Consider the following 13,678-nt stretch of genomic DNA (forward strand, 5'->3'; position numbering starts at 1 on the left):
TTTTTAGAGGAAAAACCTGCAGTTTATAAATTATAATCATTATAAAATATGATATTGTAAGCAAATAAACTGAAATTCTGTGTGCTTTCATAATCAGTTGACCTTTAATGTAATAAATCAGGATTGAGTATTTAGCGCATCTTAATAAGTTCCGGTTTTTTTATCATTTATTATCTTCAAACGTATAGGCAAATAGCTCAAGTGAGATTATTAATTATATTTGCTACAGCCGGTTAACCCGGGAAACTACATTAATTCAACAATTATTTACAATATCTAACTTTTTAAAAATGGCTAATATTAAATTTTATTTAGGAGAAGAAATTCCATTGGAAATGCACAAGGTAAGAATGGTGCAACGCCTCGATCTGGTTCCTATCGATCGCAGGCTGAAAGCAATTGAAGAGGCTGGCAACAACACCTTCTTACTGTACAACAAAGATATTTATCTGGATATGTTAACCGACAGTGGTGTAAACGCCATGAGCGATAAACAAACGGCATCCATGCTTGTAGTGGATGACAGTTACGCAGGATCAGCAACCTACACCCGCCTAAAGGATAAGCTGAATGAAATTTTCGGTAAGAAGTATTTTCTCCCGGTTCACCAGGGACGTGCATGCGAAAACCTATTATCGCTGGCTTTTGTAAGAAAAGACACTTATGTTCCTATGAACTATCACTTTACTACAACCAAAGCTCATATTATGGTCAATGGCGGTAAGGTGCTGGAATTGCACATGCCCGAAGCATTAAATCCGGTGAGTTCTGAACAGTTCAAGGGAAACCTGAATCTGGATGATCTGCAGAAGTTAATTGACAAGGAAGGGGCTGAAAAAATTTCATTTATCCGTATTGAAGCCGGAACCAACCTTATTGGCGGTCAGCCGGTTGCACTGGAAAATTTTATTGCAACCAGTAAACTTGCAAAGAAATACAACATTCCGTTTGTTATAGATGCCAGTTTGCTTGCTGATAACTTACATTTCATTAAAACCAGAGAAGAGAAGTACAAAAATCATTCGATCCGTGAGATAACAAAAATTTTGTCGGATACGGCAGATATCATTTATTTCTCAGCCCGTAAACTGGGACATGTACGTGGTGGAGGTATTATTACAAACGATGAAGCTGTGTATAAAAAACTGCTTGAAATGCTGCCGTTATATGAGGGATTCTCTACGTATGGTGGTATGTCAACCCGCGAAATGGAAGCCATGACCATTGGTCTGGATGAAACCATGGATGAAGAGATGATCAACCAGGGACCGATATTCATCAAATTTATGGTTGATGAACTGGTTAAGCTGGGAATTCCGGTAATTACGCCTTCAGGAGGACTTGGAGCACACATCGATGCCATGGCATTTCTATCACACGTGCCGCAGAAAGAATACCGTGCAGGTTCGCTGGCAGCTGCCATGTACCTGGTAAGTGGTGTAAGAGGTATGGAGCGTGGAACCATTTCCGAAGAACGCGAAGAGGATGGCAGTGATCATTTTGCAGCCGTTGAACTTTTGAGACTGGCACTGCCGCGCCGCGTGTTTACCCTGTCGCAGGTTAAGTACACTGTTGACCGCTTAGCATGGTTGTATGAGAACAGAAAACTCATCGGTGGTCTGGAATTTTACGAAGAACCAAAAGTATTGCGTTTCTTCTTTGGTAAATTAAAACCAACCTCAGACTGGCAGGAAAAACTGGTAGCCAAGTTTAAAGTAGACTTTGGCGACAGCCTTTAGTACCTGAATAAATTTAATTAGGATAGAATCCGGGAATCGTCGATTTCCGGATTTTTTTTATCAATAAAGCGGATTATAAAAAGAGATTACAGAAAAAAGTAGGACAGGATCACGGCAAAAATAAGGCTGGGGATCATGTTGATAATCTTAAGGTTTTTAATCTCCAGAATATTGATACCAAGGCCTATCAGCAGCAAACCACCCACTGCAGTCAGTTCGTTGATGATTGGGTCCGTAAAGAAGTTCTGTAAGGAACCGGCAAAAAGTGTCAGACTACCCTGATAAATGATCAGTGGAATAGCAGAAAAAATCACGCCGATGCCCAGTGAAGCCGCCAATGCAATGGACGAAAACCCGTCGAGGACAGACTTCGCCAGCAACAGGTTTGGATCGCCACCCAGTCCTTCCTCAAACGCACCCAGTATGGCCATCGACCCCATGCAATACAGCAGAAATGAAGTGACAAACCCATTGGAGAAATTTTCATTTTTCGATTTTACACGCTTTTTTAACCATTCACTGAACCGGTTAATTAATAGGTCTAAACGCAAAAGCTCGCCTGCTATGGCGCCCAGTACAATGCTGAAAATCAGAACCAGAAAGTTGCCGGTTTTGGCGGCCATGTGAATTCCCAGGAAAAGGGTAAACAATCCGATGCCCTGAAAAACAATCCGGGTTATATTTTTCGGCATTCTGGAATGAATTAAAAGACCGATGATACTGCCAATAATAATCGCACCGGCATTGATGAGTGTTCCCAGCATAATAATAAGTTGTTTTGTTGTTTATGTCCTGATCCTAACCGGAACATGAGCTGGACAAAAGTAAACCTGTGATTGTGCATAAAAGTAGTAATTTATAAGGATCCCAATATCATATTTGTTGGATTTACGTCTATGTGTAACACAAGAAAGGATTGAAGTAAGGGTTTAATTTCAAAGGTTAATTTTAAAAAGGTCAGGGAAGAATGGGTAATTTCTTTAATTTAGCGGCATTGATTTAAACCCGGTTTATAGTTTTCAACTGATGAAATATTTACATTACGTCTCTATCTTTATTTTTATAATCTGTTTTTCGTTTACATTGACAGCCCGTCCCTGTTCGGAACAGGTTCATCTCACAGCGCCGGAAGGAAATTCGTACCAGTGGCTTTATAACGGACAGCTTGTCGAATCGCAGGATTCGCAACAAATTATTGCGGCACAGAGTGGTATATATACTGTGCTGGTATCCATGAATGATGGAACTGTTGAAACAAAATCATATAGTGTGAATGTCACAACCGGAAAAGTAACGGTATTTGTAATCGGTGACAGTACGGCATCCGTTTATGGTTCAGATCTTTATCCGCGAACCGGATGGGCACAGGTATTACAACCCTTTTTTAATTCAGATAATGTTGTGGTGAATGATCAGGCTGCATCCGGAAGAAGTTCCAAAAGTTTTTATGACGAAGGGAAATGGAACACAGTATATAACATGCTGAAAGCCGGCGATTATGTCCTGATTCAGTTTGCACACAACGATGAAAAGACAACGGACCCGACCCGATATACAGATCCTGCGACGACTTTCAGGGACTATCTGAAGATTTTTGGAAACGGGGCGAAAGAAAAAGGGGCGTATCCGGTTTTCATCTCTTCTATTCCCAGAAATAACTGGAGTGGCTCCCAGATAAAGCAGGCTCATGCGGCATACACGCAGGCGATGAAAGAAGTGGCAGCAGAACTGGAGGCACCGTTTATTGACATGGAAGCCAGCACCATGGTTTTTTTAAATTCTAAGGGGAAATCATATGCCACAGACAGCATTTTTAATAACCTCAAATCCGGAGTCTGGCAAAATTATCCCGATGGAAATTCAGACGGTACACACCTGCAACAGAACGGAGCCTTTCAATTATGCAAGGTTTTGGTTGCTGATTTAAAACAAGTGACTGCTTTCAGTGAGATTCAGAGCCTCACATCGAATCTTGTTCCGGCTGTCAGGATTAATGCCATGGCTGATCCCTATATGAAAGGGAGGGTGACAGGCTACGGTGTATATTCAAAAGGTACAACTGTTGCGTTAACGGCCTCACCGGTTAACGGATACCGGTTTGTAAACTGGACGCTGGTCAATTCAACGGATGTCTATAGCACAGAAAAAAATATCTCTCTGACAACAGACACATTAAGTTTGGATTTCCGGGCGCACTTTGAGTTAATTACGGCACTTCAGGAGCATAAGGCAGAGGACATAAAAGTATATCCTAATCCTGCTACCAATTATGTGAATGTAGATGTAAAGGCTCAGAGATGGCAGATCGATATCCTTGATCTTAGCGGACGGGTTATGTTATCGGGACAGAATATTAAATCGATAGATTTGAGAGGTGTAACATCAGGAATCTATGTGGTTCATATTAAAACTGAAAATACTGAGGTTTACCGAAAAATCCAGGTTCAGTAATAGTTCAAAATATTTTTATTTGTCTTTTTGGACAGCCTCTGTTTTAGTGTCAGACTAAACCGCAACAGCTTTTACAGAAGTTTTTGTTCTAAGCGGTTTGCCTCCACGGATCAGCAGCCAGACAGCAAAACCAACTTCCCCAATGGCCATTGGAGCGCTAAGGATCATTTCAATCTGTTCAACCTGTCCGATGTATTCAGGGAATAAAAATTTAGCGGCATGAATGCCAAAATAACTAAGACCTGAAAAGATCAGCAGGACAGCCCATATCCGTGGAATAAAATCCGACAAATAAACCAACATTCCCAAACCGATCAGATGCAGACCGAACAGGATCAACCCGAATGACCAGGTACCTTTAAACGATTCGAGATGGGAGTTCATTAGTGCTATTGAGTCTGTTGTTCCGGTAGTTGACGTGAGTGGTAATATGGCGATCAGGTGATAAATGGCAACAGCCAGAATTCCTGCATAAACCATTCTGATTGTCGCTGTTGTAAATGCAAGTTTTTGATTTACCTGCTTCAGATAGCGATAGAGAGACCATGCCACCAACACATCTGTCATAAGAATAATGATCCACCCGGCTATTCCCTGTTTAAACATGGAAACGGCTAACGATATATTCTGAAATGTAAGATCCGGATGATCATTCACGACTAAATTAGAATAAATATATCCGTATGCTATCGCTGCAGCTATAGCCATTATAATGATTGAAATTCCTGCTGTTAATGTGTACTTTCTGTCTGTTGTTTTCATGATTTTATAATGTTAAGATTGAACCATTATGATGACGTTTCCTTTTTTGTGTCCTTTGGCAATATATTCGTGAGCCATGGCCACTTTCTCAAGCGGAAACTGGCGATCGATAACCGTTTTTAATTTTCCGTCCCTGAATATTTCTGTAAGTTCTGATAACATTGTTTTGAGCTCATGATCCTTTTTCATGCCTGAAGCAGAAAATTTGGCTTTTTGTTTGCCACTGACGCTGGTTTTAAGCATTTGTAGTAGCAGAGAGAACTTTAATACCGGAGATACATAAACGCCATTTTCTTTTAAAACCTTACGCGACTTTTTAAACGAGCTCTTACCAACGGTGTCAAAAACCACATCAAATTTCCGGCGAATTTCGGTAAAGGCTACTTTGGTATAATCCAGCACCATGTCTGCTCCCAGGGATTTTACAAGACCGGTATTTTTTGTGCTGGTCACCCCAATCACTTCGGCACCGAGGTATTTGGCCAGTTGCACCGCAGCAGTTCCCAAACTTCCCGAAGCTCCGTTAATCAGCACCGATTGTCCTGGTTTGATTTTTGCCACTTCTTTAAGGAAATTGAGCGATGTCAGATGTCCGTCGCAATACGCAGCGGCTTCAGCAAAGCTCATGTTATCCGGCATTGTTAGAATAACGCCTGTTTCAGGAACCGAAACATATTCCGCGTTTGTACTGAACCCAAGTGTTGTTTCACCAAACACACGGTCACCTGTTTTAAAGGAAGTCACCTGATCTCCTGTAGCTTCAATCACACCGGAAAATCCTGTTCCCGGAATGGGATGTTTGGGCTTTAATAATCCTGTCATTAAGCGACCAAAATAGGGTTTCCCTGTACGCATCATCCCGTCGGCGGTTGTAGCTGTTGTTGCATAAATTTTAACCAACACCTCATTGTTTCCTGCAAACGGTTTTGCCACATTTTGCAGTTGCAGTACTGCAGGAGATCCGTATCCTGTTGCCACGATTGCTTTCATATTAGTTGTTTTCATATCTTTTGTATTTAATTGATCACGAATGATTATGATGCAAATTAACGGCAACGTAAGCTTCCCTGCGTTCTGAAAAACACTGAAGGAGTTCGGAATTATAATGCTGTACTTAAAATTGGGAATTGGATTAAGAATTTAAGGTTTAGCCGGTAAGTTAGCGACCTTAGTGATTTATCGTTTTGTTTCTCCGTGGTTTATTTAACCACAAAGGACACGAAGAATTGCACAAAGCACGCAAAGTAAGTTTTATAGTTGGATGTTATTCATGAATCGGGGAAGTCGTGCTAGTGTACACATGGTTTATGTTATCAGTTCTGCAACATGCCGCAGATCATCATGTTGTAGTGTCAATTGATATTTTGTAATGCAAAATCATGATGTCCGTTTTTTATTAGATAATTCAGGAGTTTCACATTATCGCATGTAGCTTTGTGATCTTAGTGATTCCCTTTGTGTTTCTCCGTGGTTTTATTTAACCACAAAGGGCACTAAGAATTGCACAAGGACACAAAGCAGGATTTACGATTGGATGTTTTTTTAGAATCCGAGAAGTCGTGCTAATGTACACCTGGTTTATGCTATCAGTTCTGCAACATGCCGCAGATCATCATGTTGTAGTGTTCAATTGATATTTTGTAATGCAAAATCATGATGTCCTTTTTTTATTAAGTAATTCAGGAGTTTCACATTTTCGCATGTAGCTTTATGATCTTAGTGATTCCCTTTGTGTTTCTCCGTGGTTTTATTTAACCACAAAGGACACGAAGAATTGCACAAAGCACGCAAAGTAAGTTTTATAGTTGTTTGTTTTTTATGGATCCGGGAAGTCGTGCTAATGTACACCTGGTTTATTTCATGAGTTCTGCCACATGCCACAGGTCATCCATGTTGTAGTGTTCAAATGATTTTCCGCAATGTACTATGATCACATCCTTGTCAGGAATAACATAGATGTTCTGTCCTAGGTTGCCGCTGGCTGAATACTGAAATGTGGAATCGCAATTGGTGTTTCCCCACCACTGCCGGGAATAGTACATGTGTTTACAATCGCTTCCCCGGAACCAGTCAGGATACACATCACGCGGAATGGAATTATTTTCAAGTGTGGATTTGCGAACCCAATTTTCGGATATGATTTGTTTCCCTTCCCAGTTTCCGTTCTTAAGGTAAAGTCGCCCAAACCGGGCATAATCAATAGCACGGGCTATGAGTCTGCTGGGCATATATTCAAAGCCGGATTTTTTACTGTCTATCGAAAAAAGCGCATCGTATGCCATTGTGTTGGACCAGAGCTTTTCCTGTAAATATTCGGATACCGTTTTATGTGTAGCCCTTTCAATAATCAGCCCCAAATAACTTGTGTTGTAGTTACAGTACTGAAATTTCTTACCTGGTTCTGAGGAGATATCCACTTTTTCAAGCAAGAGTTTGCGCACGTTTGGATGGTAATATCCAATGGCTTCATCATGCCAGGGAAGATGAATATAAGTGCCGGGGAAATAACCTTCAAAGTATTTCAGTCCGGACCGCATTTCCAGCAAATTTTCAATGGTTATTTTTTCAAAATTCTTATTTCGCTCTTTCAGTTCGGGAATATAGTTTGTCATCGGATCATTAACGTCCTTAATATAACCATCATCGATGGCTGCACCAATTAAAAAGGAAATAAACGACTTGGCCATGGATTGCGAATGGAAATAGGAATCCCTGCTAAAGCCGTTGAAATATTTTTCATACAGAATAGTGTCTTTTCGAATAAAAATCAAGGCCGTTGTTTGTGATTTTTGAGCCCACTCATCCAGTGATGTAAACCCGGATTGTTTTATCCTGTCCTGGAATAAGGACGCCACATATTCCTCCTGTGGATTTTTATAAAACTGAAACGTACTGTCCGAACCTTTAATAACTCTGTTTTCATATAGTTTATAGTCGTACACATCGGCTACATTCTGTGTGATTAAACGGTAAACATAAACCGGCGAATATTTAACCGACAAAACGATGAGGAAAAGTAATATGAGTGCCAGTGGAGTCAGAAGAATTATTTTAATTGCCTTTTTCATGGAGATAATTTTAGATTTATTCATGTAGCAAATGTAAAATCAATCCTGCGGACAGAAGTTCTGCATTATAATATGGAACATATTGATCAGAGAAGGTCAAGAATTCTGTTTTAAAAAGGCGCTTGGTGTGAGGCCTGTCTCTTTTTTAAAAAACGTATTGAAAACTGTTTTTGAATTAAACCCGCTTTCATAGGCCAGTCCGATTAGTGAGATATGTGCATTGGCCTTATCGCTTGCCAGTATTTTAAAATGATCCACCCGGTAATGGTTGATGAATTCATTGAAATTTTTGCCCAATCTTTCATTCAGCAACCATGACAGATGATTCGGATGAATGTTGATCTGTTCAGCCAGCGAGCGCAATGTAAGTTCCGGATCAAGATATGGCTCACGATCCTGAATATATTCAAGCAATAATTTTAAATAGGCCTCACTTGTTTCATTATTCAGTAAGGGCGCTTTCTTTTCCGTTAACGGATCTTCAAGCTCAACCTCCGGGTAGAGTTGTTGGTGAAAAACCTTATATCCGGGTTCATTTGTTAAGCCTTTAACCAGCGGATCGGAAAAACTCAACAAAAATATCGGGGATTTTAGCTTCAACGATGCTTCAAGAAGTTTAAAGGCTTCATCAAATTTCCCAAGATTAGCATAGGCCAGAAACAAGTATGAATGTGCCTGAAAAGCCATCGGATCCTGAGCTCTGATTTGTAGCTTCTCTAACTTTTCGGTCATTTTTTCCTGATTTCCGGCTATAATATCCACCAGACACGACATCCCAAGGTAATCGTCCGGTATGATGATCTCTTCAGGCATGTTGTCAAGTGTTTTGCGCGCATCATCAGGTCTGTCCAGCATAAGCAGGATGTAGATCCGAACCGTAAAGGCAGGAATATTTTTCGGGTTCCGACTCAGCAGATCATCATAAATCTCCAGTGCAGCTCCTGAATCGCCGGTTCTGTAAAGGTAGTAGGCTTTATAAAATAGTGTTTCCTGGTTTAACGGGTCAATCGATAATGCCAGTTGAAGGTGCTGCCGGGCTTTTTCCATATTACCGGCCAGGATATACAGAAAAGCCATATACTGCTGTGCTTCGGGGTAATTTGGTTTTAATGCAATTGCTTTACATCCGTGCCGGAATGCATCGGCATAGCTGCAATCGGTAAAAAATGACAGGTTCGCCAACTGGTAATGCACGCCGGCATTTTCAGGATCCAGCTTATATGCTGTTTGTGTATGTTCCGCTGCTTTCATCCAGGCCTCAGCTCCCGGCATAAATTCAGTTGTTGCCATAAACCCATAGGCATCGGCCAGGCCAACATGCGATTCGGTATGGTTCGGGTCCAACTCAAGAGCTTTTTCGTAAAGTCCGATGGCCGTTTTTACATCCGCAGGATTCCATTTGTTAAAATAGTAGTTGGCTTTTAATGCAAGCACATAGGCATCGGCATTATCAGTTTGTTTTTGTACCAGGTGATCGCCAATCTCAAAATGCCCGGTATGTTCCCTGAGTTTCTCCGCAATAATAAGGCTGATCTCATCCTGAATTTCAAAGATATTTTCAAATTTCCGGTCCCAGGTTTCGGACCAGAAGTGCACATCCGTTTCGGCCTCAATTAACTGTGCCGTGATCCGGATCATATTGCCTGACTTTCGCACACTTCCTTCCAGAACTGTAGCAACATTCAATTGTGATGCTATGTCGCCTATCGGAATATTCTTGTTTTTAAAAAAGAACGAAGAAGTCCTCGAGATAACCTTAAGGGTGTTGATTTTTGCCAGGGCATTGATGATCTCTTCCGTTATACCATCGCTGAAGAACTCGTTCTCGGGATCTGAACTCATATTCATAAAAGGCAGGACAGCTATGGTATTGGTGTTCATACTATAAACGGATTTAATATACTAACACAAAAAAGTCCTGTTTTGCTTAATTGGTGAATAAAATTAAATACATGCTGTATAAAACAGGCTCCTTTTGTTATTTAAAATCATAACAAATAATGATTGACACACATTAAGTAAAGTATTAATATTGCGACTCAATTTAAGGAGTGGCTGCAAAATGAAACATACAATAGCACAATTAAAACGTGGAGAAAGAGGCATTATCGAACAATTCTCTACAGAAGATATTCCCGTAAAATTTCAGGAAGTGGGATGCCTTCCGGGTAATGAAGTACAGTTGTTTCAGTTTTCACCTTTTAACGATCTGGTATATTTAATTATCAACGACAGCCATTTTGCCATTCGTAAAGAGACCGCTGCATTAATTGAGATAAGGAGAATGGAGTAACAAATGGGGAATCAGCTTAATGTTGCATTAATCGGAAATCCAAACACCGGTAAAACATCGGTATTTAATCAACTTACAGGTCTGAATCAGAAAGTCGGTAACTATCCGGGTGTTACAGTTGAAAAGAAGGAAGGCGTATGCCGGTTGCCGGATGGATCAAAGGCTCGCATTGTAGACCTTCCGGGGACTTACAGCCTCAACTCAACTTCTCCCGACGAAAAGGTTGCCACTGATGTTCTGCTGAATCAAAAAAGCGAAGATTATCCTGATGTAGCGGTTGTAGTTGCAGATATTGAAAATCTTAAACGAAACCTGTTGCTTTACACGCAAATCAAGGATCTGAATATTCCAACCATTTTTGTCATTAACATGGCTGATGTCATGGACAGAAAAGGAATCAGCATTGATATTGATTTACTGGAAAGGGAATTACGCACTAAAATTGCATTGGTCAGTGCCAGAAGGGGCTCAGGTATTGAGAACCTGAAACAACACATTCAGAATTATGATCAGTTGTCATTACAATCCTGCGTAACATTTACTGATATTGATCCGGAGTATTTTACTTCATTCGAAAAGAACAGCACATTTTCGGACAGCTATAAACACTGGTTAAAAATTAACAGGGAAGTTTCAGAATATCAGGGCGAAAATACTGAAGACACAATTCATGGAAGGCGGATTTCAGAACTGAAACGCTTGCAGCAGAAAGAAACCATTTTACGGTATCATTTTATCAATAAGGTTCTTAAACTTGCATACCAGAAAGATCTTTCAAAAGCAAGGGACTGGCGAAGCAGGCTGGACAGAATTTTAACACATAAGGTATTCGGATACATCATTTTTTTTATGATCCTGTTACTGGTCTTTCAGGGCATATACAACTGGAGCAGTTATCCCATGGACCTGATCGACAAACTGTTTACAAACCTTGCCGAATGGGTCAGTAATACCATGCCACCAGGTGCACTTACAAACCTGTTTTCTGAAGGAATTATACCGGGAATTGGTGGTATAGTGATCTTTGTCCCTCAGATTGCTTTTTTATTTTTGTTTATATCGTTGCTGGAAGAAAGCGGCTATATGAGCCGTGTGGTGTTTTTAATGGATAGGATAATGCGACGGTTCGGGCTTAACGGGAAAAGCGTGGTTCCATTGATTTCCGGAACTGCCTGTGCCATTCCGGCTATTATGGCGACCCGAAGCATAGACGACTGGAAGGAGCGCCTGATCACCATCCTGATCACGCCATTTATCACATGCTCTGCCCGGTTGCCGGTTTATCTGATCATTATTGCACTGGTTATTCCGGATCAGACCGTAATGGGACTGAATTTGCAGGGTTTGACCCTTATGGGATTATATGTGCTTGGTTTTGTTATGGCCTTTTTATCGGCATTGGTTCTGAATAAAGTATTAAAAATGAAATCCCGGTCGTTTTTTATTGCTGAAATGCCGGCTTATAAAATGCCGTTGGCCAAGAATGTGGCATTGACGGTACTTGAAAAAACCAGGAGTTTTGTCTTTGTTGCAGGAAAAATTATTCTGGCCATCTCTATTGTCCTTTGGTTTCTGGCATCAAATGGACCTGGAAAGGATTTTAAAAATGCAGATGAAATTGTTCGTTCTGATCTTGCCAATTCTGGTCAAAGTGAAAAGGAAATTGTCACCGCTGTAGCCGCTTATAAATTGCAGCACTCTTACATTGGTAAGTTTGGTCATGCCATTGAGCCTGTTATTCGTCCATTGGGTTACGACTGGAAAATTGGCATTGCGCTGCTAAGTTCATTTGCAGCACGCGAGGTTTTTGTAGGCACCCTGGCTACGGTTTACAGTGTAGGCAGCGAGGAGGAATCGACCATAAAGAACAGAATGACGATGGAGGTTGATCCGGTTACCGGCAAAAAGGTATTTAATTTTGCTACAGGCATTTCACTTCTTTTGTTTTATGCGTTTGCGTTGCAATGTATGAGTACGCTCGCAATTGTGAAAAAAGAAACAAACAGCTGGAAGTGGCCCCTTATACAACTGTTTTTTATGACAGGTTTTGCATACCTGGCATCCATGTCGGCCTATCAGTTATTAATTTAAAAATTTTGAATATGATTGATTTTCAGACTATAATGGTATATATCATATTAGCTGCCACGGTGGGCTTCATCATTAAAAGAGTTTTCTTTAAGAAAAAGAAACATTCAAAATCCTCCTGCGGTGAAGTGAATTGTAACTGCCATTAAATAAAATGAAAGCAGTGTCTTCACGGGAAGTCACTGCTTATATTACTAAGGTATTATTTGCTAATTAAGGATTTGTTATTTGAATCTTTAAAGTCCGATTTTGAAGACATTTTAATAGCTTTTAAATCAGCTGTTGTCCTTGCTGCAAGGCTGTCACCATCAATAAATAACCTGCCTGTATTTACAGGAATGTATTTGTTATATGGATCACCATAATCATCTAACATCAGAATGACTTCCTGGAAATTTTCAATACCTGACCCACTCATTGTTCCTGAAATTACGATTAGTGTTTGACTAAACGCTGTATCCTGATTTCCATTTAATAAGGTATATCCATTTTGAATTGTAAAACTTGAGAAAACATTTCCATTCCCGGATAAAAATGTTCCTTCTCCTACAGAATGGGTTACCTGTTCAGAATTAGAGTTATAACCGTTTTCTTCAATATCTACGGTCAGATTTTCATTATCCTGATTGTAGAAGTAGTACAGATAATCGAACCATGTAGATTCTGAGGTATATGTTTCATTTGGGACTGTGCTTTCCAACATTACAAGGGGCTGAGCAAAATAGTAACCTTCAATATCCGGTGGATTTTTCCCTTCATTAATTTCCATACCCATATCCCGAATGGCTTGAATGGTACTGTCTGGCACAAAATTTTTAATATCGTCACTAAAACCACTGTTGTCATCAGCTTTCTTACACGAAAATGTTGCAATTAAAATTGCAACGACAAGAAATAGAATTGAGTTATGCCTCATAATAGTCTGTTAATTAGATTAATAAAATACTACATTGATAGAAGGATAAATAATTTTTTCAATTTAGGTATTTATTTGGCATATACAAAATAAGTATTGTCGGTTTTTATGGTTTAAACTCTATAACCTCAACCCCATGCTTTTCATGATCATATACTGAACCTTTGAATAAAGAACTATTCGTTCATTGTGTGTACCTTTCCAGTAAACCAGTTGGCAGTTCTGACAATAAAAGAATTCATCAAATGTTTCAGGCTTTATCAAACCAACACATTCGCAGTTCGGTTTCAACTAATTTAGAGATAATAAAATTAATTCTAAAGATTTATTGAATAGGAGGAGATGCCTTCGTATGCTGTAT

The 13,678-nt window shown here is 40.0% G+C and carries 12 protein-coding genes; 5 read left to right on the top strand and 7 right to left on the bottom strand.

Going from position 1 to position 13,678, the window contains the following annotated elements:
* Positions 1–290 precede the first annotated feature (290 nt).
* A complete protein-coding gene (locus ACE01N_RS01875) occupies positions 291–1,739 on the top strand; it encodes a tryptophanase (RefSeq protein WP_380584247.1) in 1,449 nt (482 codons plus the stop codon).
* Positions 1,740–1,825: 86 nt separating this feature from the next.
* Here the strand turns inward: ACE01N_RS01875 and ACE01N_RS01880 are convergent, their stop codons facing one another.
* Positions 1,826–2,503 carry a DUF554 domain-containing protein gene (locus tag ACE01N_RS01880; protein WP_375719990.1) on the bottom strand — a complete coding sequence of 226 codons (678 nt, stop codon included), beginning with the start codon at positions 2,501–2,503 and terminating at the stop codon, positions 1,826–1,828.
* A gap of 262 nt (positions 2,504–2,765) precedes the next feature.
* Between ACE01N_RS01880 and ACE01N_RS01885 the strand changes: the two genes are divergently transcribed.
* On the top strand, positions 2,766–4,190 hold the full coding sequence (locus tag ACE01N_RS01885; RefSeq protein WP_380584250.1) for a T9SS type A sorting domain-containing protein: 1,425 nt from the start codon (positions 2,766–2,768) through the stop codon (positions 4,188–4,190).
* A 54-nt stretch (positions 4,191–4,244) separates the two neighbouring features.
* Here the strand turns inward: ACE01N_RS01885 and ACE01N_RS01890 are convergent, their stop codons facing one another.
* From ACE01N_RS01890 to ACE01N_RS01905, 4 genes are all read right to left on the bottom strand, one after another.
* Positions 4,245–4,952: a DUF4386 domain-containing protein gene (locus ACE01N_RS01890; RefSeq protein ID WP_380584252.1), complete on the bottom strand. Its 708-nt coding sequence runs from the start codon at positions 4,950–4,952 to the stop codon at positions 4,245–4,247.
* A gap of 12 nt (positions 4,953–4,964) precedes the next feature.
* A complete protein-coding gene (locus ACE01N_RS01895; protein ID WP_380584254.1) occupies positions 4,965–5,957 on the bottom strand; it encodes an NAD(P)-dependent alcohol dehydrogenase in 993 nt (330 codons plus the stop codon).
* 848 nt (positions 5,958–6,805) lie between these two features.
* A complete protein-coding gene (locus ACE01N_RS01900; protein WP_380584256.1) occupies positions 6,806–8,020 on the bottom strand; it encodes a serine hydrolase domain-containing protein in 1,215 nt (404 codons plus the stop codon).
* Positions 8,021–8,116: 96 nt separating this feature from the next.
* Positions 8,117–9,901 carry a tetratricopeptide repeat protein gene (locus tag ACE01N_RS01905; protein ID WP_380584258.1) on the bottom strand — a complete coding sequence of 595 codons (1,785 nt, stop codon included), beginning with the start codon at positions 9,899–9,901 and terminating at the stop codon, positions 8,117–8,119.
* Positions 9,902–10,082: 181 nt separating this feature from the next.
* On the opposite strand from ACE01N_RS01905, the gene ACE01N_RS01910 reads away from it, so the two are divergent.
* Genes ACE01N_RS01910 through ACE01N_RS01920 form a run of 3 tightly spaced genes read left to right on the top strand, consistent with a single transcriptional unit; the run spans position 10,083 to position 12,550 of the window.
* The gene (locus ACE01N_RS01910) at positions 10,083–10,313 is read left to right on the top strand and encodes a FeoA family protein (protein WP_380584260.1); all 231 of its coding nucleotides are present in this window, start codon (positions 10,083–10,085) and stop codon (positions 10,311–10,313) included.
* A gap of 3 nt (positions 10,314–10,316) precedes the next feature.
* Entirely contained in the window at positions 10,317–12,404 is a 2,088-nt protein-coding gene (gene feoB / locus ACE01N_RS01915) for a ferrous iron transport protein B (RefSeq protein ID WP_380584262.1), read from the top strand.
* Positions 12,405–12,436: 32 nt separating this feature from the next.
* Positions 12,437–12,550 (top strand): hypothetical protein, encoded by a 114-nt coding sequence (locus ACE01N_RS01920; protein WP_380584851.1) that lies wholly within the window; start codon positions 12,437–12,439, stop codon positions 12,548–12,550.
* A 53-nt stretch (positions 12,551–12,603) separates the two neighbouring features.
* On the opposite strand, the gene ACE01N_RS01925 is transcribed toward ACE01N_RS01920, so the two are convergent.
* Together ACE01N_RS01925 and ACE01N_RS01930 are read right to left on the bottom strand one after the other, a co-directional pair.
* Entirely contained in the window at positions 12,604–13,317 is a 714-nt protein-coding gene (locus ACE01N_RS01925; protein WP_380584264.1) for a hypothetical protein, read from the bottom strand.
* A gap of 120 nt (positions 13,318–13,437) precedes the next feature.
* Positions 13,438–13,608 (bottom strand): Mut7-C RNAse domain-containing protein, encoded by a 171-nt coding sequence (locus tag ACE01N_RS01930; protein ID WP_380584266.1) that lies wholly within the window; start codon positions 13,606–13,608, stop codon positions 13,438–13,440.
* Positions 13,609–13,678: the final 70 nt, after the last annotated feature.

The organism is Quyinboa ferrireducens (assembly GCF_042436675.1).
GTDB lineage: Bacteria > Bacteroidota > Bacteroidia > Bacteroidales > UBA5342 > JBHJHP01.